The sequence below is a fragment of the Ruegeria sp. YTSC192 genome (assembly GCF_059609705.1).
Genome location: NZ_JBXWMG010000001.1, coordinates 441,193 through 465,585, shown reverse-complemented (window position 1 = coordinate 465,585; position 24,393 = coordinate 441,193). Strand labels below are relative to the sequence as shown.

Below are 24,393 nucleotides of genomic sequence, written 5' to 3'. Positions count from 1 at the left end.
TTTATGAAACCTGTTGAAATCTACACATCGCCTCTGTGCGGCTTCTGCCACGCGGCCAAGCGCCTGCTGAAGCAAAAAGGGGTCGAGTTCAAGGAAATCGACGTCTTGCTGCACCCCAAGCGCAAGCCCGAGATGATCAAGCGTGCCGGTGGCAAACGCACCGTGCCTCAGATCTTCATCGGCCCCGATCACGTGGGCGGGTGCGATGAGTTGTATGAGCTGGACCGTCAGGGCAAGCTGGATCGCCTTCTGGCGGCGTGATGAAAACCGCTCTGCTGCAAATCACCTCGTCGGACGATCCGGCCGCGAACCTGCAAATGGTGCGCGCCATGATGGCCGAGGCCGCCGAGCAGGGCGCGCAGTTCATCCTGACCCCCGAGGTCACGAATTGCGTGTCCAACAGCACCACGCGGCAGCGCGAGGTGTTGCAGCATGAGGAAGACGACACCACTCTGGCCGGTCTGCGCGCGCAGGCCGCCGAGTTGGGTGTGTGGCTGCTGATCGGATCACTGGGGATCAAGACCCATGATGCGGATGGCCGGTTTGCCAATCGGTGTTTCATGATTGACCCCAAGGGGCAGATCGTGGCGCGCTATGACAAGATCCACATGTTCGATGTGCAGGTGACCGAGACCGAAACCTTCCGCGAATCGGCCAATTACCGCCCCGGCGCCAAGGCCGTCATCGCCGAGACGGATTTCGGCAAGGTCGGGCTGACGATCTGCTATGACATCCGCTTTCCGCATCTGCATGCCGCTCTGGCGCAGGCCGGGGCGCGGATTCTGACGGTTCCGGCGGCGTTTTCGCCCGTCACCGGGGCCGCGCATTGGGAATCGCTGCTGCGCGCCCGCGCGATTGAGACCGGCTGCTGGGTTCTGGCCCCTGCGCAAACCGGTGCGCATCCCAAAACGCGGGGCAAAACCCGCCACACCCATGGTCACAGCATGGTCGTCGCCCCGTGGGGAGAGGTTCTGATCGACGCAGGGACCAATCCGGGCATTCACTTTTTCGAATTGAATGATAGTTCTGTGTCCGAGGCGCGCCGTCGCGTGCCCTCATTGACGCATGTGCGGGCTTTTGACGGCCCCTGAACCAGAACCGGACCATGACAGACGACACCAATGCCCTTGCGGTCACGCTGTTCAGCGAGATCCTGACCGCCGACCAACTATTGCGCAACCGGCTGAGCCGGGTGCTGCCCAAGGGCATGGAAATCTCGCATTTCTCGGTTCTGAACCATCTGGCCTATGCCGGTGGCGAGCGGTCGCCTGCGCAACTGGCCAGCACTTTTCACGTGACCCGAGGGGCGATGACCAACACTTTGGCCAAGCTGGAATGGGCCGGATACATCCACATCCGCCCTGACTGGGACGACGCCCGCCGCAAGATGGTCGCGATCAGCCCAGCCGGTCGCCGCGCGCGCGATCAGGCGATTTCGTCCATCGCCCCGCTGATCAACCGAGTCGTTGGAGAGCTGGGGTTGGAGCGCGTCCGCAGCACTCTGCCCGTGCTTCGGGATTTGCGGTTGCAGCTTGAGGGGGAGTAGGGCGCGCGTTGGCCTGTCGCAAGCGTGCAAAATCCATGCGTATGGCATCGCCAAATTTGTGTGTGCGAATTCATTTCTCAAATCGAAAACTTGGTACTGCTCATGGCAGAGAATGAGGTCAGAAATTGAAGAAATTGCTTGTCTTGATTTTTCTAGCCAATCCTGCATTTGCTGAGGAAATGGTTAGTCTGAACCAGATTGAACAGTTTGCTGGTGAGTTTCTGAATCAGGAAACATGCGAAGAAATGATTGATCGCGCCAGACAAGGTAAGGTCAAGGAAACCAGTGCGGAAGATCAAATAAAGTCTATGGTTTTTTACACCTACATGCAGGGCTTCGCAAAAGGTAGAAACATCAGTGTCAAAGAGAGCGGTCGTCAGATATTTCAGTTCTGCGCGAAGAACCCCAGATCGCTCGTATCTCAATTCCAAGACTGAGATTACAACAGCTTCCATTTGAACTCTCGAACATTGCTTCTTACGGCGCCGCAGTTGGAAACATACAATATTGTCCCTTTTTTCAGCAGCTGTAGGTCGTGTTTTTCGAGTCCTGCGTGATCATAGTTGACAAGTGCGTACGCTCGAAATCCGCCGGAACGTTTTACCCAAGAAGGGACTTTTTCTTCATCCCGAACTTCGGAATGTGAGACCAGCCGAACTAAAAAGGCGGCGTCGCGGTAGTCAGGATCCTTTCGCAAAGGGTTACTTTGCATTGCATAAGTTCTTGCGAGCGCCAGACTTTCCTTATCTGAAAGTCTTTGACCTGTCTCGATGCAATATCCCTTGGCCCGCGTTTTGCCTCTATAAACAGAAGCTGAGATAACGATTGCCAATGCTGCAAGTGCAATGAACTTAAAGAAACGGCCAATCGTCATACGATATCTTCCTACGACCCCGCCTTCACACTCGCCGTCACATAATTCACGCTCAGATCCCGGTCCGAGATCGACCATCTCCACAGGATCGGGTTGAAGACGAACCCCTTGCGGTCCACCGGCTCCAGCGCAGCCTGACGCAGCAGGTCAAACAGCTCATCTGGGGTGATGAACTTGTTCCACTCATGTGTGCCGCGCGGCAGCCAGCGCATGACGACCTCGGCCCCGAAGATGGCCATCGCATAAGATTTCGGGTTGCGGTTGATGGTCGAGCAGATCAGCAATCCGCCCGGTTTCAGCAAGTGCTGCGAGGCGGTCAGGAACCCCAGAGGGTCGGCCACGTGTTCCACCACTTCCATGTTCAGCACCACGTCGAACTGCTCGCCCGCGGCGGCCATGTCTTCGGCGGTGGTGTGACGGTAATCGATCTGCAACCCGGACTGCTCGGCATGGATTCGGGCGACGGGCAGGTTGCCCGCAGCGGCGTCGGCCCCCACGACCTCGGCGCCGAGGCGGGCCATGGGTTCGCTCAGCAACCCGCCACCACAACCGATATCCAGCAGGCGCAGGCCCTCAAACGGCACAGGTGCGGTCAGGTCGCGGTCAAACTCACCCGCAATCTGCTGTGTGATATAGTCCAGACGACACGGATTCAGCATGTGCAGAGGTTTGAATTTCCCATGAGGGTCCCACCATTCCGCTGCCATCGCCTCGAATTTAGCGATCTCGGATGGGTCGACCGTGTTCGGATGCGCTTGCATTCCTGTCTCCGTATGCTCTTTTACGTCTTAAGGACTATATAGGGCCATAATGGACAAGTACCCGGACCAAAAGCGCGCAGTGCAATATCTCTACCCGCCGATCGATCCTTTTGATCAGCGGTTGGTCAGTGTGGGCGATGGGCACCAGATTTATATGGAGCAAAGCGGCAATCCCGACGGGGTGCCGGTGGTTGTGCTGCATGGTGGGCCGGGCGGCGGCTGCAGCCCTGCGATGCGGCGGTACTTTGATCCACGTCATTACCGGGTGATTCTGTTCGATCAGCGCGGATGCGGGAAATCGCGGCCTCATGCCTCGGTCGAGGACAACACGACATGGCATCTGGTTGAAGACATCGAGCGGCTGCGGACGTTGCTGGATATCGACGAATGGACGGTGTTTGGCGGCAGCTGGGGGGCGACTCTGGCCTTGATCTACGCGCAGGCGCATCCGGATCGGGTCAGCCGTCTGGTTCTGCGCGGGGTGTTTCTTGCCACGCAGGCCGAGCTGAATTGGTTCTACGGCGGCGGCGCGGGTAAATTCTGGCCCGAACAGTGGGCAAAATTCACCGCCCTGCTGTCCGAGGAAGAACTGTCGGACACGATTGCAGCCTACAACAAACGCCTGTTCTCGGGCGACCGGGCAACCGAGGTTCTGTACGGGCGCGCCTGGTCCGCGTGGGAGAACGCTCTGGCGTCGATCCATTCGAACGGATCGACGGGCGAAAGCCCCGGTGAATACGCGCGGGCCTTTGCGCGGCTTGAGAATCACTATTTCACCAACAATGCCTTCCTGCAGAAGGATGGGCAGATTCTGGATCAGATGGATCGCATCGCGCATATCCCCGGACATATCGTTCAGGGTCGCTATGACATGATCTGCCCGCCTCAGGCGGCGTGGTCACTGGCCGAACGCTGGCCCAATGCCGATCTGAAGATGGTTCGCAACGCAGGCCACGCCCTGTCGGAACCCGGAATAAGTGCCGAGCTGGTCCGCATCATGGACCGCGTGGCCGAGGGGGTCGTATGACCCGGATGGACCGCCGTGCCCTGTTTGCCTCGGGTGCCGCTGCTGCGTTGCTGGCGGCCACGGGGGCGTCTTTGGCCGATACTCCGAAGAAAGGTGGCGCGCTGCGGCTGGCAGTTCCGCGCGATGACAGTCTGGAACAGTTGGCCCGTGGGGCCGTGTTCGACACCCTGACCGAGATCGCGCCGGACGGCACGTTGCGCGGAGAGTTGGCGGCAGGGTGGCAGACCGAAGACAATGCGCGCATCTGGCGATTTGATCTGCGCCAAGACGTCTCGTTCCACGATGGAACGGCGCTGCGGGCCGATGATGTTGTGGCCGTGCTGGCCGAACTTGGTCAGGCCGAGGCCCTGGCTGCCGATCACGTGCGACTGGAACTGGCCGAGGCCAATCCCGGCCTTCCCTTTCTGCTGGCTGATAGCCGCTTTGTCGTAACCCGCGATGGGCAGGCGGTGACGCCTTTGCACGCGGCCAACGGGACCGGATGCTACCGCGTCGAGCGGGCCGAAGATGGGCGTCATTTCCTGGGTCGCAGAGTCTCGGGTCATTACAAGGACGGTCAGGCCGGTTGGGCCGATACAGTGGAAATCATCGTGATCCCTGACGCGCGTGTTCGGGCCGAAGCTTTGCGCGACGGGTATGTGGACATTGCCGCCCTTCCCGAAGCGGACGATCTGAAATCCCAGCGGGGGCTGCGCTATTACCCTAGCGAATCGGATATGGCGCTGGCCGTGGCGGCTCAGGTCGGGATGCCGAGGCAGATCGGCAAAGCCACGCTTGACGATGGCCGCATCGCCGAACGGTGGTGGTTGGCTTAAATCCGATCACGAATCGCGCCGGGGGTTGCAGACTCGGGAACTCCTGCGTATATGCAGTTGCAACAGCGGCGCGTTGGACTTCTGGTCCAAGGCTCCACCGGAAAATTCGACGGGCCGCGCGCCCGTTTTTTTGTGCCCGATGACAGGGTAGAGTACCTGATGACAAACGACCTGATAGCCAAAGCAGCCATTGACCGGCGACTGGCCGAGATCATTACCCCCGTGATCGAGGATCTGGGGTATGAACTCGTCCGCATCCGTTTGATGAGCGGCAAGACCACCACGATGCAGATCATGGCTGATAAGCCCGATGGCGGTATCGAAGTGGATGATTGCGCCGAAATCTCGAACGCCGTCAGCGCCACGCTGGATGTCGAGGACCCGATCCTTGATGCCTATACGCTGGAAGTATCCAGCCCAGGTATCGACCGCCCTCTGACCCGTCTCAAGGATTTTGAGAATTTCGAAGGGTATGAGGCCAAGATCGAAACCGCGGAACTGATCGACGGCCGCCGCCGCTTTAAGGGTGAGCTGGCCGGGATCGAAGGGGATGAGGTTCTGATCAACATCCCCGAGGGGTCCGAGACGATCACCATAGGTCTGCAATTCGACTGGCTGAGCGATGCCAAGCTGGTCCTGACCGATGACCTGATCAAGGAAATGCTGCGCCAGCGCAAAGACGCCGGTGCCCTGAACGAAAACGCTTTCGACGAGATTGAGACCGAAGGGTCCGAAGAGGAGACGAACTGATGGCAATCACCTCAGCCAACCAGCTGGAGCTGCTGCAGACCGCCGAGGCCGTGGCCCGCGAAAAGATGATCGACCCGGGTCTGGTTGTCGAAGCGATGGAAGAATCGCTCGCCCGTGCAGCCAAAAGCCGCTACGGCGCCGAGATGGATATTCGCGTCAGCATCGACCGCAAGACCGGCAAGGCGACCTTCACCCGCGTCCGTACCGTGGTCGAGGATGAAGAGCTTGAAAACTATCAGGCCGAGATGACCGTCGAACAGGCCAAGCAGTACATGGAAGCCCCCGAGGTTGGTCAGGTCTTTGTTGAAGAAGTGCCCCCGGTTGAAATGGGCCGTATCGCGGCACAATCCGCCAAGCAGGTGATCCTGCAAAAGGTCCGCGAAGCCGAGCGGGATCGTCAGTACGAAGACTTCAAGGATCGTGCAGGCACCATCATCAACGGCGCCGTTAAACGCGAAGAATTTGGCAATGTCATCGTCGATCTGGGCGGTGCCGAGGCCGTTCTGCGCCGCAACGACAAGATCGGTCGCGAAAGCTATCGCCCGAATGACCGTGTGCGTGCCTATATCAAGGAAGTCCGCCGTGAGGTTCGTGGCCACCAGATCTTCCTGTCGCGCACCGCGCCGGAATTCATGGCCGAGCTGTTCAAGATGGAAGTGCCGGAAATCTATGATGGCATCATCGAGGTCAAGGCCGTGGCCCGTGACCCCGGCTCGCGCGCAAAGATTGCCGTGATCTCGTATGACGGCTCGATTGACCCTGTGGGTGCCTGCGTCGGTATGCGCGGCAGCCGCGTGCAGGCCGTTGTGAACGAACTGCAGGGCGAAAAGATCGACATCATCCCGTGGAACGAAGATCAGCCGACTTTCCTGGTGAACGCTCTGCAGCCTGCCGAGGTTTCCAAGGTGGTTCTGGACGAAGAAGCTGGCAAGATCGAAGTTGTTGTTCCTGAAGAACAGCTGTCGCTCGCAATTGGCCGTCGTGGTCAGAACGTGCGTCTGGCCAGCCAGCTGACCAACCTGGACATCGACATCATGACCGAGGCCGAGGAATCGGCGCGCCGTCAGAAAGAATTCGAAGCCCGCACCCAGCTGTTCATGGACAGCCTGGATCTGGACGAGTTCTTTGCGCAGCTTCTCGTTTCCGAAGGCTTCACCAACCTCGAAGAGGTTGCCTATGTTGAGCTGGACGAACTGCTGGTCATCGACGGCGTCGACGAAGGCACCGCGCAGGAACTGCAGGCACGTGCCCGTGATTTCCTTGAGGCACAGGCCAAGGCCGCATTGGATGCCGCGCGCGCTCTGGGTGCCGAGGACAGCCTTATTGAATTCGAAGGCCTGACACCCCAGATGGTAGAAGCGCTGGCCAAGGATGATGTGAAGACGCTCGAAGACTTCGCAACCTGTGCCGACTGGGAACTGGCCGGCGGCTGGACCACGGTCGATGGTGAGCGTATCAAGGATGACGGTGTGCTTGAGCCCTTCGGCGTATCGCTGGAAGAGGCGCAGGATCTGGTCATGACGGCTCGTATCATGTTGGGCTGGGTTGATCCGGCCGAGCTGGAGCAGGCAGAAGAAGACGTTGAAGCCGAAGAGGAGGCCGAGGCCTGATCTCAGGGCCTCGGGTGGCTGAGATGGGTCGCGGTGGCGTCCATAAGGATCGGTCTGACGGACCTGAGCGCAAGTGCATCGCCACGGGCGAGGTTCAGCCCAAATATGGGCTGATCCGCTTTGTGACGGGGCCGGATGGTCAGGTCTATCCCGATGTCGCGGCGAAATTGCCGGGGCGTGGGGTCTATGTGGCGGCAGATCGTGCGGCCCTGGACAAGGCGGTCAGCAAAAAGCTGTTCTCGCGCGGGTTCAAGGCGCAGGTCTCGGCCCAAGCGGACCTGGCCGATGAGGTCGAAAAACAAGTCGCGCGCCGTGTGGTTGAGCTTCTCAGCCTGGCGCGCAAGTCCGGCGATGCGGTCGCCGGATACGAAAAGGTCAAGACGTGGCTGGACCGGGAAGAGGCTCAGGTACTGATTCAGGCCAGTGATGGATCGGGGCGCGGCAAGTCGAAACTCAGCACGCCGCACTTCGGAAAATACATCGGATGGCTCACGGCAGACGAGTTAGGGGCGGCATTTGGGCGCCAAACCGTGATTCATGCGGCGCTGGCCTCTGGCGGACTCGCCAAACGTGTTGTAGAGGAAGCGCAGCGCCTGCGTGGCTTGCGCGAAACGGATGACGGCGGCAGGGGCCGCGCGGAAGGGTAAGAAGCTTTATGAGCGATAATGACGGCAAAAAGACATTGGGTCTTCGTGGCGGGGCACGCCCCGGAAATGTGAAACAGAGTTTCAGCCACGGACGCACCAAGAATGTCGTGGTGGAAACCAAACGCAAGCGCGTGGTGGTTCCCAAGCCGGGCGCTGGCAAGCCGGGTGGCGGAGCAACGCCCTCGGGTGATCCGTCGCGCCGTCCTGCCGGGATCTCCGACGCGGAAATGGCCCGCCGGATGAAGGCATTGCAGGCCGCCAAGGCGCGCGAGGTCGAAGAGGCCGCCGCTCGTGAGGCAGCTGAAAAGGCGCGTGAAGAAGAACGCGCCCGTCGCCGTGCCGAACAAGAGGCCAAAGAACGCGAACAGCGTGAGGCCGAAGAGAAAGCCCGCGCCAAGGCCGAAGAGGAAGAGCGCAAGCGTAAAGAGGCAGAAGAAGCTGCCAAACGCGCTGCTGCCGCCCCGGCACCAGAAGAGCCCAAAGCGGCCCGTAGCCCGGCCAGCAAGCCTGCGCCTGCGGCTGCTCCGCGCAAGCAAGATCGTGAGCGTGAACAGCGTGGTCGTGGCAAAGGCCGTGACGACAACCGCCGTTCGGGTAAGCTGACCCTGGGTCAGGCCACCGGTGGCGAAGGCAACCGCCAACGCTCGATGGCTGCGATGAAGCGTAAGCAAGAGCGTGCGCGCCAGAAAGCCATGGGTGGTTCGGTCGAACGCGAAAAGGTGATCCGCGACGTCCAGTTGCCCGAGGCGATCATGGTCTCGGAACTGGCCAACCGCATGGCCGAGCGTGTGGCTGATGTGGTCAAGTCGCTGATGAACATGGGCATGATGGTCACTCAGAACCAGACCATCGACGCCGACACGGCTGAACTGATCATCGAAGAATTTGGCCACAAGGTGACCCGCGTATCCGATTCGGATGTCGAGGACGTTATCAAAGAGGTCGAAGACGACGACAATGACCTGCAGCCGCGTCCGCCGGTCATCACCATCATGGGTCACGTAGACCACGGTAAGACATCCTTGCTGGACGCGATCCGCGATGCCCGCGTTGTGGCCGGTGAGGCCGGGGGCATCACCCAGCATATCGGCGCCTATCAGGTGAAAACCGACGATGGCGTGACGCTGTCTTTCCTGGATACACCGGGCCACGCGGCCTTTACGTCGATGCGTTCGCGCGGTGCTCAGGTCACGGATATCGTGGTTCTGGTGGTTGCTGCCGACGACGCGGTGATGCCGCAGACCATCGAGGCAATCAACCACGCCAAGGCGGCCGAAGTCCCGATGATCGTCGCGATCAACAAGATCGACAAGCCTGATGCCAACCCGGACAAGGTGCGGACCGACCTGCTGCAACACGAAGTCATCGTCGAAAAGATGTCGGGTGAGGTTCAGGATGTTGAGGTTTCGGCCATCACTGGTCAAGGTCTGGACGAGCTGCTTGAGGCAATCGCGCTGCAGTCCGAAATTCTGGAACTGAAAGCCAACCCCAATCGCGCCGCACAAGGCGCCGTGATCGAGGCGCAGCTGGATGTGGGCCGCGGCCCTGTTGCCACTGTTCTGGTTCAGAACGGCACGCTGCGCCAAGGCGATATCTTTGTTGTGGGTGAGCAATACGGTAAGGTCCGCGCGCTGATCAACGACAAGGGCGACCGCGTGAAGGAAGCCGGCCCCTCGGTTCCGGTCGAGGTTCTGGGTCTCAACGGCACGCCCGAGGCCGGTGACGTTCTGAACGTCACCGAGACCGAAGCGCAGGCACGTGAGATTGCTGCCTATCGTGAGCAAGCCGCCAAGGACAAACGCGCCGCCGCCGGTGCTGCGACCACACTTGAGCAGCTGATGCAGAAGGCCAAGGAAGACGAAAACGTCACCGAGCTGCCGATTCTGATGAAAGCGGATGTGCAGGGTTCTGCCGAAGCCATCGTTCAGGCGATGGAGAAGATTGGCAACGACGAAGTGCGCGTACGCGTGTTGCACTCGGGCGTGGGTGCGATCACCGAAACGGATGTCGGTCTGGCCGAAGCCTCAGGCGCGCCGATCTTCGGGTTCAACGTCCGTGCCAATGCCTCGGCACGTAACACGGCGAACCAGAAGGGGGTGGAAATCCGCTATTACTCGGTGATCTATGATCTCGTGGATGACGTGAAAGCGGCCGCATCCGGCCTGCTGAGCGCCGAGATCCGCGAAAAGTTCATCGGCTACGCGGAAATCCGCGAAGTCTTCAAGGTCACGGGCGTTGGCAAGGTTGCTGGCTGTCTGGTCACCGAAGGCGTGGCGCGTCGTTCCGCAGGCGTCCGTCTGCTGCGCGACAACGTGGTGATCCACGAAGGCACGCTGAAGACGCTGAAGCGCTTCAAGGACGAAGTGGCCGAGGTTCAGTCGGGTCAGGAATGCGGTATGGCGTTCGAGAACTACGACGATATCCGCGCAGGCGACGTGATCGAGATCTTCGAGCGCGAAGAGGTCACCCGCACGCTGGACTGATCCGGTTGCACAAGTAAGTTTGAAAACAGCGGCTCAACTTGGGCCGCTGTTTTTTTGGCACATCGCGATACATCTCATTTTTTCGGTCAACGTGTTCCGTGTCACATGCAAACTCTGCAGAGGATGGCATAAGTTTAAATATAGACTTTCGAGGCCCGGTCTTGATTTACTGTTGGTCGTGATTGAACGAACCCGCAGCACTTAAGGGCCAAACGAACAGGCCTGCTTCTCTCGTTCGACAGGATTTGGAGGTAGATTTGACGCGTATTTTTACAGCACTCTGCTTTGTCATCACCCTGATTGCCGGGCCCGCATTGGCGCATGAGCGGTTCGCCCTCGTGATCGGGAATGCCGGGTACACAAGTATCCCAGCCCTCGACAACCCCGTGAATGACGCGCGCTTGATGAGCGATGAGCTGCGCGGCGCGGGATTTGCGGTCACGACACTGATGGATGCAAGCCGCGCAGAGATGGAGCAGGAGGTTGAGGCTTTTGCCCGCACTGTGCGTGCGGCGGGGTCCGAGGCCTTGGCGGTGTTCTATTTTGCCGGGCACGGGGTGCGCAGTGACGATTTCAACTACCTGCTTCCGCTGGGCGTAGACATTCAGTCCGAAGCCGATATTGCGGACCAGGCTGTCCCGGCAGAGTGGATTTTGGACCGAATTCACACGCCTCAGGCCGTCAGTGTCATGATATTGGACGCTTGCCGCGACAACCCTTTTGACAGCGAAACGGACGGATCTCTGGATGTCGGCGACGGGCTTGCGCGCATGACGGCCCGCACCAACAACCTGATCGCCTATGCCACCGGACCCGGCGATGTCGCATTGGACGGCACCGGAGCAAACAGCCCGTACACAACAGCCATCGCGCGCGCGATCGGGACCCGAGGTCTGAGCCTAGAGCAGATGTTTGATCAGGTGCGCACGGATGTGATCGGCGAAACGGACGGGGTGCAATCCCCTTGGGCCCGGTCATCCCTGAATATTCGGATTGGGATCAAGGACCCGAGTGTGAACTGACAGGGGCCAGACCCGGCATCGCGAATGTTAAAGCGTCTCAGGTTTAACTCGAAACGATATAGGGCGTTCCCTACTGCTTTGAAGCTGTGAACGTCCCCGGATGCATGATGATGTCGAAATGCTGCATCCCCTTTTTCAGATCGAAGCTGACGGAATGCCCGGCCTTGCGCAGGTGTTCGGCGTAGTCCCGGCTTTGGCGGATGAACTCCGGCGTATCCCTCTCGGCCACGGTCACGTGGTAGCGCGGTCCGGGTCGGGGCACGTGACGAATGGGGGACAGGTCGTTGACCTCAACCGGGGTCAATTGCAGCGGGTCGTTGACCGAGGTCAGGCTGATCGGCTCCAGATCGTAGACACCGCTGATCAGGATTACGTCGCGCACCCGCAACCCGGCGCGGGCCAACGCGTTGGCGGATTGCGCCATGACCATGCTGGCCAGATGGCCCCCGGCACTGTGCCCTGACAGGGTGATCCTGCTGGGATCAAAACCCAAGGTTTCGGCCTGCGTCGCCAGCCACAACAACGCCTTGCGGCACTCTCCGATCATGTCAGCGATGCGGGCATCAGGGGCCAGAGTGTAGTTCAGCGTCGCAAAAGCCTGCCCTGCCTCGATCAGCGCCGGCGCCATCATGGCGGACTCGCGCTGGCTGAGGGCCTGCCAATAGCCGCCATGGATAAACACATGCAGCGGCGCGTCTGCTTTGGCCGCCGGGAAAAAATCCAGAACCTGAGCGGGGCCTGCCCCATAGGACAGGTTTTCCTGAACTGTCAGGCTGTCCCTCGCCTGCGCGCTGAGGGCATCGTAGCTGGCAATGTAAGGCGTCAGATCACCGCCGACCATCGAACTGGGCGAATACTCCTGTTCCAATTCAGCTTGTGAAAACCCGCGATACAGCATCAATCCTCCGCATAGATCAGTTCTGTGCGCATATCATACAGATCGTGGAAGAAGCGCAATTCCAATGCTTTGCGTAAGAATCCGACGCCGCTGGAGCCGCCTGTTCCCGGCTGCATCCCGATGACACGCTCAACGGCGGTCGCGTGATCGAACCGCCACCGTTGGAACAGGCATTCCACATCCATCAGCTTCTCTGCCAGCGCATAAAGCTCCCAGTGTTTTTCGGTCTCGCGAAAGACCTGAACCCAGATTTTCACCACCCGAGGATCGCCGGAGTAGGGCTGCGCATAATCCCTCTCCAGCAGGTCCTGTGGCACGTCAAAGCCCTGACGGGCCAGCATGTGCAGCACCTCGTCATAGAGTGAGGGCTTGGTGAGGGCCGCGTTCAGCATTTCCATCACTTCGGGATCATGGGCGTGAACCTTCAGGGTCGAGGGGTCCTTGTTGCCCAGAATGAACTCGATCTGGCGGTAGCCATAGCTTTGGAACCCGGAGGAACTGCCAAGCGCCTGCCGAAAGGTCATGTAGTCGGCGGGCGTCATAGTCAGCAGGGTTTCCCAGGCCGCGATCAGCTGATGTTGAATGGCTTTGATGCGGTCGAGGTTTTTCATCGCCGGACCAAACGCGTCCTGCTGCAGGAAGCGGCGCACCTCGACCAGTTGATGGTGCATCAGTTTCAGCCACAGCTCGCTGACCTGATGGATGATGATGAACAACATCTCGTCGGGCTGGGCGGGGTCCTGAAACGTCTTCTGCAGGTTCAGCAGCGTCTTGAGTTGCAGAAAATCGCCATAGCTTTTGCGATGGGTCTCGGTGAAATCGGTGACCAGAGAGTCTTCGATCCCACGCTCAAGGTATCGGTCGTCGTCGCTCATTTGCTCCTCCAAACGCCTGAGGTTCCCCGATGTGTAAGGGGTCAGCCCGCGCAGCGCCAGAGGGTCAGGTCCAGTCCAGTACCACCTTGCCGGATTGGCCGGATTTCATGGCGGCAAACCCTTCGGCAAAATCGTCGACTTTCATCTGATGGGTGATCACGCGGCTGACATCCAGACCGTTTTGCAGCATGGCGATCATCTTGTACCAGGTCTCGAACATCTCACGCCCGTAGACGCCCTTGATGGTGATGGCCTTGAACACGATGCGGGACCAATCGACAGGGGATTTCCCGGGCGGAATACCCAGCAGGGCGATCTTGCCGCCCATCACCAGCGCCTCGACCATCTGGTCCAGTGCGATTTGCGAGCCGGACATTTCCAGCCCCACATCGAAACCTTCCTTCAATCCCAACTCAGCGATGACATCCTGCAGGTCCTCTTTGGAAACGTCGACTGCGCGGACCGTTGGCACCACATGTTCCGCCAGTTTCAGGCGGTCGGGGTTGATGTCGGTGATGACCACATTGCGCGCGCCTGCGTGGCGGGCGACGGCAGCGGCCATGATGCCAATCGGTCCTGCACCCGTGATCAACACATCCTCGCCCAGCAGATCAAAGCTGAGCGCGGTGTGAACGGCGTTTCCCAGCGGGTCGAGAATGGCTCCGATTTCGTCAGGAATATCGTCGGGCAGGGGGACGACATTGAAGGCTGGCAGTTTCAGATATTGCGCAAACGCGCCTTGTTCGTTGACGCCGATCCCGCGTGTGCCGGGGTCGAGGTGGAACTTGCCAGCGCGGCTTTGGCGGCTGTCCGTCCCGATCAGGTGCCCCTCGCCTGAGCAGCGCTGTCCGATCTCGAGCCCAGTTACATTGCGACCGATCTCAACGATCTTGCCTGCGAATTCATGGCCAGTGATCATCGGAACGGGAACGGTGGCAGACGCCCAGTCATCCCAGTTCCAGATATGAATATCGGTGCCGCAGATGCCGGTCTTGTTGATCCGGATCAGGACCTCATCCGGGCCGATCTCGGGCACCGGGGCTTGTACCATCCACAGGCCTTCTTTCGGTTCGGATTTTTCCAGTGCTTTCATTGTATTGGGATGCATTGCACTACTCCCATAAATCGGTGGGCGGGTATTTCAGACCGCTGTTGCACATGACAATCGCGACGCAGCCGCCAGGGTTCGGGCCGTCCTTTTTCGAGAAACCGGGCAAAAGATAGTCCAGCTTGGCCAGCATGCGACCGTCCAGCTGAAGCTGCCGGCAGATGCGCGACAAGTTCACCAAAGGGGTGTTGCCGATGCCGTCGATGACCGAGGCAAAGGTCATGTGATGACCCCAAGCTCTTTGCCGACTTTCTCAAAAGCGGCCAGCGCCTGGTCAAGCTCCTGCCGTGTCAGGGCGGCGTTCATCTGGGTTCTGATCCGGGCCTGCCCGCGCGGGACGACGGGAAAGAAAAAGCCCGAGACATAGACGCCTTCGTCAAACAACCGGGCCGCCATGTCTTGCGCCAATGTCGCATCGCCCAGCATGACGGGAATGATCGGGTGTTCCCCCGGCAAAAGGTCAAAACCCAACTTCTCCAGCCCGGCCCGCCAGTATTTGGCATTGCCGAACAGTTGCGCGCGCAGCATGTCGCCTTGTTGGGCCAGACGGATAGCTTCGATGCCCGCAGCAACGATGGACGGCGGCAGCGAGTTCGAGAACAGATAGGGCCGCGCCCGCTGCCGCAGCAGGTCGATCACTGGCTGCGGCCCGGCGATGTAACCGCCGATTGCCCCCCCAAGTGCTTTTCCCAAGGTTCCCGTCAGGATGTCGACATCGACATCGAAATGATCCGGCGTGCCCGCGCCATTCGGTCCCATGAAGCCTGTGGCGTGGCAATCATCGACCATGACGATGGCGTCGTATTTGTCGGCCAGCTCACGGATTTTCGGCAGGTTGGCCAAATAGCCATCCATAGAGAACACGCCGTCGGTGGCGATCATGATGTGCCGCGCCCCGTCCTCACGGGCCTGTTTCAACCAGGCTTCGAGGTCGTTCATATCGTTGTTCAGATAGCGATAACGCTTGGCCTTGCACAGCCGCACCCCGTCGATGATCGAGGCGTGATTCAGACTGTCCGAGATAATGGCGTCTTCGGGGCCTAACAAAGGTTCAAACAGCCCCCCGTTCGCGTCGAAACAGGCGGCGAACAGGATCGCGTCATCCTTGCCAAGGAATTCGGCCAGTTTCTGTTCCAACTCGCGGTGGATGTCCTGCGTGCCGCAGATAAACCGGACCGAGGCCATGCCGAAACCCTTGGGCCCCATCGCCTCTTTGGCCGCGTCAATCAGCGCGGGATGATCGGCCAGTCCCAGATAGTTGTTGGCGCACAGGTTGATGACCTGCTTGTCGCCCACTGTGATCTCACCGCCCTGAGGCGAAGTGATCATGCGTTCGCGTTTATACAGACCTTCGGATTCAATCTGCGCGAGGGTGTCCGTGATATGGGACAGGAATGCATCAGCCATGGCGATCTCCGTTCATCTGAGTCGGATGTCTAACATAGCGGACGAAATTCCCAAATAGGAGAATTACGCTATACGGGAAAAATTTCCGTGAAGGTGGAAATCAGGCGTTTTTGACGATCAGAAACACGCGTGCGGGGCCTTTCGAAGCAATGGAATGGGTCACATCCGCTGCATATCGAGCGGTGTCGCCCATTTGCATTTCGGAAACTGCAGTGCCCGAGGTGACACGCACCGCGCCTTCCAGAACCGTCAACTGTTCACGTGTGCCACGGGCATGCGGCTGACTGTTCAGCGTGCCGCCCTCGTCAAAGCGAATGTCGTAGACCTCGTGCCCTCCGGCCTCTTCTGGCGGGGACAGGATACGGATGCGGCAGTTCTGGCCCATATTGTCGATGCTGGGCACTTCGGCCTGTCGCAGAACCTCGATCTGGTCCGATGTCTTGGTCTCATCCAGAAGTCCCGCGAAATCGACCTGCAAAGCCCGCGTCAGGTTCCACAGGGTCGAGATGGTCGGGCTGCTTTCTCCCCGTTCGATCTGGCTGACCATCGAGCGGGACACGCCGCTGAGATTGGCAACGGCTTCGAGGGAAAGACCCTTGGCGCGGCGCGCCTCTTTCAGGCGGGCGGGCAGCAGGGTCAGGATATCGTCTGTATATTCCGTCATGACGGAATCTCATGCGCTTTGAGCGGTCACTTGTCAATTCCGGGCGTGACGGCACGTCTTGCGCGACAGGTCTATTCTGCGGGTGCATACTGGCCCCAAATTCAGGAGGAATCTTCCATGACCGAAATCGTAATTCTCGATGGTGCCCGCACCGCGATCGGCACTTTTGGTGGTGCACTGGCATCGACCGCGCCGATTGATCTGGCAACTGTGGCGACGGAAGCCGCGTTGGAGCGCTCCGGGGTTGAAGGTGCTCAAATCGGGCATGTGGTGTTTGGCCATGTAATCAATACCGAACCGCGTGACATGTATCTGTCGCGGGTTGCTGCGATGCAGGCGGGCATTCCAAATGGTACTCCGGCGATGAATGTGAACCGCCTTTGCGGATCGGGGGCACAGGCGATTGTGTCGGCGGTACAGTCTCTGATGCTGGGCGATGCAGAGTTCGCGGTGGCCGGTGGCGCTGAAAGCATGTCGCGCAGCCCTTACATCATGCCTCAGGCGCGGTGGGGTGCAAAGATGGGGGATGTGGCCGCGTTGGATATGATGCTGGGCGCGTTGAACTGCCCGTTTGGCACCGGTCATATGGGGGTAACGGCCGAAAACGTCGCCGATGAGCATCAGATCAGCCGCGAGCAGATGGATGAGTTCGCCCTGACCAGCCAAACCCGTGCAGCCGCAGCGATTGAGGCCGGGTATTTCAACAGTCAGATCACGCCGGTTCAGGTGAAGGTCAAGCGCGACATGGTCGACTTCAAGGTGGACGAACACCCCAAGGCGACAACGGCCGAAGCTCTGGCCGGATTGCGCCCGGTTTTCAAGAAAGACGGCCGTGTGACGGCAGGCAATGCTTCGGGCATCAATGATGGCGCGGCTGCCATGGTTCTGGCGACGGCGGGTGCGGCAGAGAAAGCCGGTCTGAAACCGAAAGCGCGCGTGATCGGCTATGCTCATGCGGGAGTGCGGCCCGAGGTGATGGGTATTGGCCCGGTCCCGGCTGTGCAGAATCTGTTTGAGAAAACAGGTCTGTCTGCGGGTGACTTCGATGTGATCGAAAGCAACGAAGCGTTTGCTGCGCAAGCATTGGCGGTCAATCAGGAGCTTGGACTGGACGCCTCGAAAGTGAACCCGAACGGTGGTGCGATTGCGTTGGGTCATCCGGTGGGTGCCACCGGTGCGATCATCACGTTGAAGACGCTGTACGAATTGGAACGTACAGGCGGTTCCAAGGGTCTGATCACCATGTGTATCGGTGGCGGTCAGGGTATTGCGATTGCCATCGAGCGGCTCTGACTTCTGGTCGGGCAGGGGGGCTGTCTGCCCCCCATCGCGCTTGGGCGCGATTCCCCCCCGAGGATATTTTCAGCCAGATGAAGCAGGCGGGTTGCGTCTAGCCGAGGGCTGTTAGCAGCAGGACAAGGGCTGCGCCTGCGATGGCGCCGAGAGTGGCCGGAAGGGCTTTGGACCACAGGCGGGAAATGGTCTGATCGTCTTTCTGGGTTTGTGCGATCAGAGCGTTTTCCACAAGGGCGGGTAGGCGCGGGCCGAACCGGGCCAGGACCAGTGCGGTTTTGCCAAAATCGCGGATCGCTGCGCGGGGGCCAATGGATTTCTTGATGTAATCCTCGACGACCGGGCGGGCGACCTCCCATATATTGATATGCGGGTCGAGCGAGCGCGCGACGCCTTCGACCACAACCATGGTGCGTTGTAGCAGGATCAGCTCGGTCCGGGTTTCCATGCCGAACCGTTCGGTGACTTCGAACAGGTAGTTCAGCAGGCGACCCATCGAGATATGAGTGGCGTCCATACCGAAGATAGGTTCGCCCACTGCGCGCAGGGCGCGGGCGAATTCGTCTACGTCTTGATTGGCGGGGACATATCCGGCTTCGAAATGGACCTCGGCCACGCGTTTGTAGTCGCGACGGATGAAGCCGAAGAGGATCTCGGCATAAACCCGGCGGGTGTATTCGTCGATATGGCCCATGATGCCGTAGTCATAGGCGATGATATCGCTGTTGGCGGCGACTTTGAGGTTGCCCTGATGCATGTCGGCATGGAAAAAACCGTCGCGCAGGGCATGCAGCAGGAACAGGCGTAGGACACGTTCGCCCAGATCGCGGCGGTTATGGCCCGCGGCGTCCAGTGCGTCGTTGTCGCCCAACGCGACGCCATCCGCCCAGCTGAGCGTCATCACGCGCCGGGCGGACAGAGACCACACGACCGGAGGCAACCAGAACCCGGCATCATCCTTGGTGTTGGCGGCATATTCCGAGGCCGCCGCGCTTTCCAGACGCAGGTCCAGCTCACCCCGCACCACACCGTCGAAATGTTCGATCACTTCCATCGGACGCAGGCGGCGCGCGCCTGGGGCGCAGAGTTGCACCATACGGGCGGCGAAATAGAACGCGTCGACATCCTTGCGGAAGGCGCGCTCGATGCTTGGACGCAGGACTTTGACGGCGACGTCTTCGCCTGTGGTGGTCAGCTTGGCCTTGTGGACCTGCGCGATCGAGGCTGCAGCGATCGGTTCGCTGAATTCGCTGAACATTTCCGAGATCGGCTGGCCCAGCTCTTTCTCGACCTCGGCCATGGCTTCGGCTTTTGGGAACGGGGGTAGTTTATCCTGCAGAACGCGAAGTTGCTCGGCCAGTTCATTGCCGACCACGTCGGGACGGGTCGAAAGGACCTGCCCGAATTTGATGTACGCCGGACCCAGTGCTGTCAGGGCCCGGGTGGCAGGGGGCATCTCGGGGTCGCCCTTGTAGCCCAGCCATTGGAACGGTTTGCCGAGCGCGTGGGCAAGAAAGCGGACCGCGTGTGGGGCTTCGAACGCGTCCAGCACGACATTCATCGCGCCTGTGCGCTCTAGCGTGGCGCCTGTTCGGATCAGGCGGATGATATTGTGAGGGCCGCGCATCTAGATCTTCCAGCCGGAATGCAGCGCGGCGATTCCCATGCTCAGGTTGCGGTATTTGGCGTTCTCAAAACCGGCGGTGCGAACCATGTTCAGGAAGGTTTCCTGATCGGGGAAGTTGCGGATCGATTCCACAAGGTACTGATAGCTGTCATAGTCATTCGCGATCAGCTTGCCCATGCGCGGGATGACGTTGAAGCTGTAAAGATCGTAAAGCTTCTGCAGTCCTTCATTCGGCAACTGGCTGAATTCCAGCACCATCAGGCGACCACCGGGTTTCAGCACGCGATAGGCCTCGTTCAGCGCCTCTTGCGGGCGGGTGACGTTCCGGATGCCGAAGGAAATGGTGTAGACGTCGAACGTATTGTCCTCGAACGGCAGGGACATCGCATCGCCGACGACCCAGTTCAGACTATCCGACATCTGATCGGCCTCAGCCCGTTGGCGGCCTTCGACCAGCATCGGTTCGGTCAGGTCAAGAACGGTGGCGTGGCCATAACCCGCGCGTTTGAGAAAGCGGAACGAGATATCTCCGGTTCCGCCTGCGACGTCCAGCAGGCGCTGACCGGGGCGTGGGGCAAGCCAGTCCATCATCGCGTCTTTCCAGACCCGGTGGATGCCCATCGACATGACATCATTCATCACGTCGTATTTTGAGGCCACCGAGTTGAAAACGCCCTGAACGCGCCCGGCCTTGTCGGCCTCGCGCACGGTTTCGAACCCGAAATGAGTCGTCTTGTCGCTGTTGTCGGACATTTGCCTTGCCGTTTGTCGAATTTCGTCTCTGTTATAGGGCGATCAGAGGCGGGCACAATGCGGCCCTTTGGAATAGGAGCCATCTAATGCCCGAATTGCCCGAGGTCGAGACAGTAAGACGCGGCCTGACCCCTGCGATGGAGGGGGTGGTGATTGAGCGTGCAGATGTGAACCGCCCCGATCTGCGCTGGCCTTTTCCGGAGCGTATGGCCGAGCGGTTGACGGGGCAGCGGGTAGAGCGGCTGCGGCGGCGGTCGAAATATGTGTTGGCCGATCTCAGCAGTGGCGAGACGCTGTTGATTCACTTGGGCATGTCGGGGCGTATGACGGTATCAGGTGACCCGTTGGGGCAGTTCGTCCATGACCATCCGATGCCCGAAAAGCATGACCATGTCGTGTTTCACATGGCCAATGGTGCTCGCGTGACGTTCAATGATCCGCGCCGGTTCGGGGCCATGGATTTGCTGCCAACCGCTACGGCAGAAGATCACAAGCTGCTGTCCGTTCTGGGGCCCGAACCATTGGGCAATGATTTTCACGAACAGCACCTGATCGATGCGTTCAAGGGCAAGAACACGCCGGTCAAATCGGCGCTTCTGGATCAGGGAATCGTTGCCGGGCTGGGAAACATCTACGTGTGTGAGGCACTTTTTCGCGGCAAGGTGTCGCCCCGTCGCAAGGCCGGACAGATTTCTGCGCCGCGTGTTGCAGCCCTTGTGCCGATTATCCGGCAGGTGTTGCGGGACGCGATCGAAGCAGGCGGGTCATCTCTGAAAGATTTCCGCCAAGCCGATGGAGAGCTTGGATATTTTCAGCACAGCTTTGATGTCTATGGCCGCGAAGGGGAACCCTGCCGAACCCAGGGCTGCGGTGCCGAAATCAAGAGAATCACCCAGTCCGGTCGCTCATCCTTCTATTGTGCGCAATGCCAAAGATAGCTTGATCCACAGAAATCGCGTGTTAAGGAATCGTACCTGAACGGAACAACCGGAAGCTTACACCTCATGGCTTTTGAGACGATCATCGTCGAAATCGAAGACCACGTCGCCCTTATCAAACTCGACCGACCAGATGCGATGAATGCGCTGAACACCCAATTGGTGGGTGAGCTGTGCGACGCGCTGGAAGAGGCGGATCAAAACGACAAAGTGCGCTGCATCGTGCTGACCGGCTCGGAAAAGGCGTTCGCCGCTGGTGCGGACATCAAGGAAATGTCCGAGTTGAGCTTTGTCGACGTTCTCAGCGCCGATCTGTTTGCCTCGGTCAACGAGCGTGTCTCGGCTATTCGCAAGCCGATCATCGCGGCGGTTGCAGGCTATGCGCTGGGCGGCGGTTGCGAAATCGCCATGATGTGCGATTTCATCATCGCGGCGGACACCGCAAAATTCGGCCAGCCCGAGATCAATCTGGGCGTTATCGCGGGTATCGGCGGCACCCAGCGGCTGACGCGCTTTGTTGGCAAGTCCAAGGCGATGGACATGAACCTGACCGGTCGCTTCATGGACGCCGAAGAAGCCGAACGCGCGGGCCTTGTCAGCCGCGTGGTTCCGGCAAAGAAGCTGATCGAAGAAGCCATGGGCGCTGCACAGAAAATCGCCGAGAAATCTTTGCTGACCGCTGCTGCGGCCAAAGAGGCAGTGAATCGCAGCTATGAACTGCCGCTGAGCGAAGGTCTGTTGTTCGAGCGTCGCGTCTTTCATTCGATGTTCGCGACAGAAGATCAGAAAGAGGGCATGGCGGCGTTTCTGGAAAAACGCGCCGCGCAATTCCGCGACAAGTAAGGGCGCGACACAGAAATTCCAAAGGCAGGCTTCGGCCTGCCTTTTTTTGTTGGGCGCGCCGGGCAAGAATCGGCTTGGCAAACCTGAAAAACTTGGGTAGAGACCGCCGTCATACATGCGCGTGCGGCCCGCTTGGCCCGACTCACACTCGTGATTTCTGATCCGGTGCGGATAATTCCGTGGCGCGCAACCCTAGATAACCGTACCGAACAAAAGGTCAGAGACACATGGCAAATTCGCCCCAGGCAAAGAAACGCGCCCGTCAGAACGAAAAGCGTTTCGCCGTAAACAAAGCACGCCGTTCGCGCATCCGCACCCACCTGCGTAAAGTTGAAGAAGCGATCGCATCCGGTGACAAAGACGCTGCGACCGCAGCTCTGCGCGCAGCTCAGCCTGAACTGATGCGCGGCGTTACCAAAGGCGTTTTCCACAAGAACACCGCATCGCGTAAAATGTCGCGCCTGTCGGCACGCGTTAAAGCGCTGGGTTGATTCCCGCTGGGATGCGTCAAGCATTTTCCTAAGTAAAGGCGTCGCGCATTGCGGCGCCTTTCTTGTTTGTTGCGAGAAAGCCGCGTCCTCACGAAGTCGAGAGATTCTTTCGCCCAGAACCCCGAGTCAATATCAGAGTTTCGTTGCTGCGGTGGGCAACATCTTGCTACCACTGAGTCAGCGATTCACTCGCTTGGGGGGACAGGCTGTTCCGGACATCTGACTGACGGGCATCAGTCAGATAGCAGGAACAAGTTTTCGACAACTGGCCTTTGGCCGGAAGGAAGATCTGCTTAAGGTCTCGGATTTTCCGATGATCTCAGCCCTGTCAAACAATTGGGTTATGACGCGTGCCCCGGGTTTCCGGGATCCTGCTGCGGGATACGACTTGTGCACGTCGATTGTTCATTTACCCGCCGGATTGGACAATCCGGCGCAGGGTACCCTTGTGCGTGAACGCCAAAATAACCGGGAAACCGGTGACGATTGATAAGACCGACAGGTCAAAAAAGAATGGGATGCGTGAGGCGCTTGATGACACAAGAGAAATGGGGACAACTGCGTAGCAAACTGCTGAAGGCCGTTGGCAAGAACAACTTCACTACCTGGATTGAGCCTCTGGAATTTCAGGGGCTGCAGGACGGTGTCGCCGTGTTCTCGGTACCGACGAACTTCATGGGGAACTACGTCAGCCAGAATTTCGCAGATTTGATTCTGTATGAGCTGAATACTGCGGGTGAGACGGTCCAACGTCTTGCGTTCAAGGCGGCTGCCAATTCGACCACCCGACCGGCGACTGCTGCGGATGAACCCAAGCTGGCCGCAGCTGCTGCACCGGTTGCCGATTTTACCAATACCGCGCTTGAGGATCTGCAGGCCGCGCCTTTGGATACGCGCTTTACCTTCGATAGTTTTGTTGTCGGCAAGCCCAACGAACTGGCCCATGCCGCCGCGCGCCGCGTGGCCGAAGGTGGCCCGGTCACGTTCAACCCGCTGGTTCTCTATGGCGGTGTTGGGCTGGGTAAAACCCACCTGATGCACGCCATCGCATGGGAGCTGAAGACCAAAAGCCCCGAGTTGAACGTGCTTTACCTGTCGGCTGAACAGTTCATGTATCGCTTTGTTCAGGCTCTGCGCGAACGCCGGATGATGGATTTCAAACATCTGTTCCGCTCGGTCGATGTGCTGATGGTGGATGATGTGCAGTTCATCGCCGGCAAGGACTCGACCCAGGAAGAGTTCTTTCACACCTTCAATGCGCTGGTGGACCAGAACAAACAGATCATCATCTCGGCCGACCGCGCCCCGGGTGAGATTAAGGATCTGGAAGATCGCGTGAAATCGCGCCTGCAATGCGGTCTGGTCGTTGATCTGCATCCCACCGACTACGAGCTGCGTCTGGGCATTCTGCAGAACAAGGTCCAGCAGCATATCGCCACATATCCCGATCTGGTCATCGCCGACGGCGTGCTGGAGTTTCTGGCGCATCGCATTTCGACCAATGTACGCGTTCTCGAAGGCGCCTTGACCCGTCTGTTCGCCTTTGCCTCGCTGGTGGGGCGTGAGATCGACATGGAGCTGACGCAGGATTGTCTGGCGGATGTGCTGCGCGCGTCCGAGCGCAAGATCACCGTCGAGGAAATCCAGCGCAAAGTGTCGGATTACTACAACATTCGCCTGTCCGACATTATAGGCCCCAAGCGTCTGCGGTCTTATGCCCGCCCGCGTCAGGTGGCCATGTATCTGTGCAAGCAACTGACCAGCCGCTCTCTGCCTGAGATCGGCCGCCGTTTCGGAGGGCGCGACCACACAACCGTCATGCATGGGGTCAAGCGCATCGAGGAACTGAAAACGACCGATGGTCAGATCGCAGAAGACGTGGAAATGCTGCGCCGCTCGCTAGAGGCCTGAGCCGCACACATGTCGGAAAATGCCCCGGGCCAGTGTGACCGGGGCATTTT

At 59.3% G+C, this 24,393-nt stretch carries 26 protein-coding genes; 16 read left to right on the top strand and 10 right to left on the bottom strand.

Annotated elements, in window-relative coordinates:
* Positions 1 to 3: 3 nt before the first annotated feature.
* The 4 genes from grxC (at position 4) to AC2FD8_RS02240 (ending at position 1,983) form a co-directional block, all read left to right on the top strand.
* On the top strand, positions 4 to 261 hold the full coding sequence (grxC, locus tag AC2FD8_RS02255) for a glutaredoxin 3 (RefSeq protein ID WP_170702767.1): 258 nt from the start codon (positions 4 to 6) through the stop codon (positions 259 to 261).
* A complete protein-coding gene (locus tag AC2FD8_RS02250; protein ID WP_496853503.1) occupies positions 261 to 1,091 on the top strand; it encodes a carbon-nitrogen hydrolase family protein in 831 nt (276 codons plus the stop codon). Before grxC ends, AC2FD8_RS02250 begins: the two co-directional genes overlap by 1 nt.
* A 14-nt stretch (positions 1,092 to 1,105) precedes the next feature.
* Positions 1,106 to 1,546 (top strand): MarR family winged helix-turn-helix transcriptional regulator, encoded by a 441-nt coding sequence (locus AC2FD8_RS02245; RefSeq protein WP_496853504.1) that lies wholly within the window; start codon positions 1,106 to 1,108, stop codon positions 1,544 to 1,546.
* Between the two features lie 125 nt (positions 1,547 to 1,671).
* Positions 1,672 to 1,983, top strand: a complete 312-nt coding sequence (locus AC2FD8_RS02240; protein ID WP_496853505.1) for a hypothetical protein — start codon at positions 1,672 to 1,674, stop codon at positions 1,981 to 1,983.
* Positions 1,984 to 1,985: 2 nt separating this feature from the next.
* Here the strand turns inward: AC2FD8_RS02240 and AC2FD8_RS02235 are convergent, their stop codons facing one another.
* Positions 1,986 to 2,420 carry a hypothetical protein gene (locus tag AC2FD8_RS02235; RefSeq protein ID WP_496853506.1) on the bottom strand — a complete coding sequence of 145 codons (435 nt, stop codon included), beginning with the start codon at positions 2,418 to 2,420 and terminating at the stop codon, positions 1,986 to 1,988.
* A gap of 11 nt (positions 2,421 to 2,431) precedes the next feature.
* Positions 2,432 to 3,181: a bifunctional 2-polyprenyl-6-hydroxyphenol methylase/3-demethylubiquinol 3-O-methyltransferase UbiG gene (gene ubiG, locus AC2FD8_RS02230; RefSeq protein ID WP_496853507.1), complete on the bottom strand. Its 750-nt coding sequence runs from the start codon at positions 3,179 to 3,181 to the stop codon at positions 2,432 to 2,434.
* 49 nt (positions 3,182 to 3,230) lie between these two features.
* Between ubiG and pip the strand changes: the two genes are divergently transcribed.
* The 7 genes from pip to AC2FD8_RS02195 all read left to right on the top strand — a co-directional run bounded on the left by pip (position 3,231) and on the right by AC2FD8_RS02195 (position 11,535).
* Complete coding sequence (gene pip, locus AC2FD8_RS02225; RefSeq protein WP_496853508.1) at positions 3,231 to 4,208, top strand: prolyl aminopeptidase; 978 nt, start codon at positions 3,231 to 3,233, stop codon at positions 4,206 to 4,208.
* Positions 4,205 to 5,023, top strand: coding sequence for an ABC transporter substrate-binding protein (locus AC2FD8_RS02220; RefSeq protein WP_496853509.1), 819 nt, complete (start codon positions 4,205 to 4,207; stop codon positions 5,021 to 5,023). Before pip ends, AC2FD8_RS02220 begins: the two co-directional genes overlap by 4 nt.
* Positions 5,024 to 5,182: 159 nt before the next feature.
* Complete coding sequence (gene rimP, locus AC2FD8_RS02215) at positions 5,183 to 5,773, top strand: ribosome maturation factor RimP (protein ID WP_496853510.1); 591 nt, start codon at positions 5,183 to 5,185, stop codon at positions 5,771 to 5,773.
* Positions 5,773 to 7,383, top strand: a complete 1,611-nt coding sequence (gene nusA, locus AC2FD8_RS02210; RefSeq protein ID WP_496853511.1) for a transcription termination factor NusA — start codon at positions 5,773 to 5,775, stop codon at positions 7,381 to 7,383. The genes rimP and nusA overlap by 1 nt, the downstream gene beginning before the upstream one ends.
* A 23-nt stretch (positions 7,384 to 7,406) precedes the next feature.
* Positions 7,407 to 8,030, top strand: coding sequence for an RNA-binding protein (locus AC2FD8_RS02205; protein WP_425084209.1), 624 nt, complete (start codon positions 7,407 to 7,409; stop codon positions 8,028 to 8,030).
* Positions 8,031 to 8,038: 8 nt separating this feature from the next.
* A complete protein-coding gene (gene infB, locus AC2FD8_RS02200; protein ID WP_496853512.1) occupies positions 8,039 to 10,513 on the top strand; it encodes a translation initiation factor IF-2 in 2,475 nt (824 codons plus the stop codon).
* A gap of 257 nt (positions 10,514 to 10,770) precedes the next feature.
* Positions 10,771 to 11,535, top strand: a complete 765-nt coding sequence (locus AC2FD8_RS02195) for a caspase family protein (protein WP_496853513.1) — start codon at positions 10,771 to 10,773, stop codon at positions 11,533 to 11,535.
* A gap of 70 nt (positions 11,536 to 11,605) precedes the next feature.
* Here AC2FD8_RS02195 and AC2FD8_RS02190 read toward each other — a convergent pair whose 3' ends face one another.
* The 6 genes from AC2FD8_RS02190 to AC2FD8_RS02165 all read right to left on the bottom strand — a co-directional run bounded on the left by AC2FD8_RS02190 (position 11,606) and on the right by AC2FD8_RS02165 (position 16,487).
* Complete coding sequence (locus tag AC2FD8_RS02190) at positions 11,606 to 12,433, bottom strand: alpha/beta hydrolase (protein WP_496853514.1); 828 nt, start codon at positions 12,431 to 12,433, stop codon at positions 11,606 to 11,608.
* Positions 12,433 to 13,308: a tryptophan 2,3-dioxygenase gene (locus AC2FD8_RS02185; RefSeq protein ID WP_496853515.1), complete on the bottom strand. Its 876-nt coding sequence runs from the start codon at positions 13,306 to 13,308 to the stop codon at positions 12,433 to 12,435. Before AC2FD8_RS02185 ends, AC2FD8_RS02190 begins: the two co-directional genes overlap by 1 nt.
* Before the next feature lie 64 nt (positions 13,309 to 13,372).
* Positions 13,373 to 14,401, bottom strand: a complete 1,029-nt coding sequence (gene tdh / locus AC2FD8_RS02180; RefSeq protein WP_496853998.1) for an L-threonine 3-dehydrogenase — start codon at positions 14,399 to 14,401, stop codon at positions 13,373 to 13,375.
* Positions 14,402 to 14,420: 19 nt separating this feature from the next.
* Positions 14,421 to 14,639 (bottom strand): hypothetical protein, encoded by a 219-nt coding sequence (locus AC2FD8_RS02175; protein WP_496853516.1) that lies wholly within the window; start codon positions 14,637 to 14,639, stop codon positions 14,421 to 14,423.
* Positions 14,636 to 15,823 carry a glycine C-acetyltransferase gene (locus AC2FD8_RS02170; protein ID WP_496853517.1) on the bottom strand — a complete coding sequence of 396 codons (1,188 nt, stop codon included), beginning with the start codon at positions 15,821 to 15,823 and terminating at the stop codon, positions 14,636 to 14,638. The genes AC2FD8_RS02175 and AC2FD8_RS02170 overlap by 4 nt, the downstream gene beginning before the upstream one ends.
* Positions 15,824 to 15,923: 100 nt before the next feature.
* Positions 15,924 to 16,487, bottom strand: a complete 564-nt coding sequence (locus tag AC2FD8_RS02165) for a helix-turn-helix domain-containing protein (protein WP_496853518.1) — start codon at positions 16,485 to 16,487, stop codon at positions 15,924 to 15,926.
* 117 nt (positions 16,488 to 16,604) lie between these two features.
* Between AC2FD8_RS02165 and AC2FD8_RS02160 the strand changes: the two genes are divergently transcribed.
* A complete protein-coding gene (locus AC2FD8_RS02160; protein WP_496853519.1) occupies positions 16,605 to 17,780 on the top strand; it encodes an acetyl-CoA C-acyltransferase family protein in 1,176 nt (391 codons plus the stop codon).
* A 97-nt stretch (positions 17,781 to 17,877) separates the two neighbouring features.
* Here the strand turns inward: AC2FD8_RS02160 and ubiB are convergent, their stop codons facing one another.
* Together ubiB and ubiE are read right to left on the bottom strand one after the other, a co-directional pair.
* Entirely contained in the window at positions 17,878 to 19,407 is a 1,530-nt protein-coding gene (gene ubiB, locus AC2FD8_RS02155) for a 2-polyprenylphenol 6-hydroxylase (RefSeq protein ID WP_496853520.1), read from the bottom strand.
* The gene (gene ubiE, locus AC2FD8_RS02150; RefSeq protein ID WP_496853521.1) at positions 19,408 to 20,160 is read right to left on the bottom strand and encodes a bifunctional demethylmenaquinone methyltransferase/2-methoxy-6-polyprenyl-1,4-benzoquinol methylase UbiE; all 753 of its coding nucleotides are present in this window, start codon (positions 20,158 to 20,160) and stop codon (positions 19,408 to 19,410) included.
* An 86-nt stretch (positions 20,161 to 20,246) separates the two neighbouring features.
* Here ubiE and mutM point away from each other — a divergent pair, with 86 nt between their 5' ends.
* The 4 genes from mutM to dnaA all read left to right on the top strand — a co-directional run bounded on the left by mutM (position 20,247) and on the right by dnaA (position 24,343).
* Positions 20,247 to 21,098 (top strand): bifunctional DNA-formamidopyrimidine glycosylase/DNA-(apurinic or apyrimidinic site) lyase, encoded by an 852-nt coding sequence (mutM, locus tag AC2FD8_RS02145; RefSeq protein WP_496853522.1) that lies wholly within the window; start codon positions 20,247 to 20,249, stop codon positions 21,096 to 21,098.
* Positions 21,099 to 21,164: 66 nt separating this feature from the next.
* Positions 21,165 to 21,941, top strand: coding sequence for an acryloyl-CoA hydratase (gene acuK, locus AC2FD8_RS02140; protein WP_496853523.1), 777 nt, complete (start codon positions 21,165 to 21,167; stop codon positions 21,939 to 21,941).
* Positions 21,942 to 22,168: 227 nt separating this feature from the next.
* Complete coding sequence (gene rpsT / locus AC2FD8_RS02135; RefSeq protein WP_496853524.1) at positions 22,169 to 22,432, top strand: 30S ribosomal protein S20; 264 nt, start codon at positions 22,169 to 22,171, stop codon at positions 22,430 to 22,432.
* Between the two features lie 534 nt (positions 22,433 to 22,966).
* Entirely contained in the window at positions 22,967 to 24,343 is a 1,377-nt protein-coding gene (dnaA, locus tag AC2FD8_RS02130; RefSeq protein ID WP_496853525.1) for a chromosomal replication initiator protein DnaA, read from the top strand.
* The last annotated feature ends 50 nt before the right edge of the window (positions 24,344 to 24,393 follow it).

Excerpts from the sequence above, each read along its gene's own strand:
- grxC (WP_170702767.1), top strand. The coding sequence starts at position 4 with ATGAAACCTGTTGAAATCTACACATCGCCTCTGTGCGGCTTCTGCCAC.
- AC2FD8_RS02250 (WP_496853503.1), top strand. The coding sequence starts at position 261 with ATGAAAACCGCTCTGCTGCAAATCACCTCGTCGGACGATCCGGCCGCG.
- AC2FD8_RS02245 (WP_496853504.1), top strand. The coding sequence starts at position 1,106 with ATGACAGACGACACCAATGCCCTTGCGGTCACGCTGTTCAGCGAGATC.
- AC2FD8_RS02235 (WP_496853506.1), bottom strand. The coding sequence starts at position 2,420 with ATGACGATTGGCCGTTTCTTTAAGTTCATTGCACTTGCAGCATTGGCA.
- ubiG (WP_496853507.1), bottom strand. The coding sequence starts at position 3,181 with ATGCAAGCGCATCCGAACACGGTCGACCCATCCGAGATCGCTAAATTC.
- pip (WP_496853508.1), top strand. The coding sequence starts at position 3,231 with ATGGACAAGTACCCGGACCAAAAGCGCGCAGTGCAATATCTCTACCCG.
- AC2FD8_RS02220 (WP_496853509.1), top strand. The coding sequence starts at position 4,205 with ATGACCCGGATGGACCGCCGTGCCCTGTTTGCCTCGGGTGCCGCTGCT.
- rimP (WP_496853510.1), top strand. The coding sequence starts at position 5,183 with ATGACAAACGACCTGATAGCCAAAGCAGCCATTGACCGGCGACTGGCC.
- nusA (WP_496853511.1), top strand. The coding sequence starts at position 5,773 with ATGGCAATCACCTCAGCCAACCAGCTGGAGCTGCTGCAGACCGCCGAG.
- AC2FD8_RS02205 (WP_425084209.1), top strand. The coding sequence starts at position 7,407 with ATGGGTCGCGGTGGCGTCCATAAGGATCGGTCTGACGGACCTGAGCGC.
- infB (WP_496853512.1), top strand. The coding sequence starts at position 8,039 with ATGAGCGATAATGACGGCAAAAAGACATTGGGTCTTCGTGGCGGGGCA.
- AC2FD8_RS02190 (WP_496853514.1), bottom strand. The coding sequence starts at position 12,433 with ATGCTGTATCGCGGGTTTTCACAAGCTGAATTGGAACAGGAGTATTCG.
- AC2FD8_RS02185 (WP_496853515.1), bottom strand. The coding sequence starts at position 13,308 with ATGAGCGACGACGACCGATACCTTGAGCGTGGGATCGAAGACTCTCTG.
- tdh (WP_496853998.1), bottom strand. The coding sequence starts at position 14,401 with ATGAAAGCACTGGAAAAATCCGAACCGAAAGAAGGCCTGTGGATGGTA.
- AC2FD8_RS02175 (WP_496853516.1), bottom strand. The coding sequence starts at position 14,639 with ATGACCTTTGCCTCGGTCATCGACGGCATCGGCAACACCCCTTTGGTG.
- AC2FD8_RS02170 (WP_496853517.1), bottom strand. The coding sequence starts at position 15,823 with ATGGCTGATGCATTCCTGTCCCATATCACGGACACCCTCGCGCAGATT.
- AC2FD8_RS02165 (WP_496853518.1), bottom strand. The coding sequence starts at position 16,487 with ATGACGGAATATACAGACGATATCCTGACCCTGCTGCCCGCCCGCCTG.
- AC2FD8_RS02160 (WP_496853519.1), top strand. The coding sequence starts at position 16,605 with ATGACCGAAATCGTAATTCTCGATGGTGCCCGCACCGCGATCGGCACT.
- ubiB (WP_496853520.1), bottom strand. The coding sequence starts at position 19,407 with ATGCGCGGCCCTCACAATATCATCCGCCTGATCCGAACAGGCGCCACG.
- ubiE (WP_496853521.1), bottom strand. The coding sequence starts at position 20,160 with ATGTCCGACAACAGCGACAAGACGACTCATTTCGGGTTCGAAACCGTG.
- mutM (WP_496853522.1), top strand. The coding sequence starts at position 20,247 with ATGCCCGAATTGCCCGAGGTCGAGACAGTAAGACGCGGCCTGACCCCT.
- acuK (WP_496853523.1), top strand. The coding sequence starts at position 21,165 with ATGGCTTTTGAGACGATCATCGTCGAAATCGAAGACCACGTCGCCCTT.
- rpsT (WP_496853524.1), top strand. The coding sequence starts at position 22,169 with ATGGCAAATTCGCCCCAGGCAAAGAAACGCGCCCGTCAGAACGAAAAG.
- dnaA (WP_496853525.1), top strand. The coding sequence starts at position 22,967 with ATGACACAAGAGAAATGGGGACAACTGCGTAGCAAACTGCTGAAGGCC.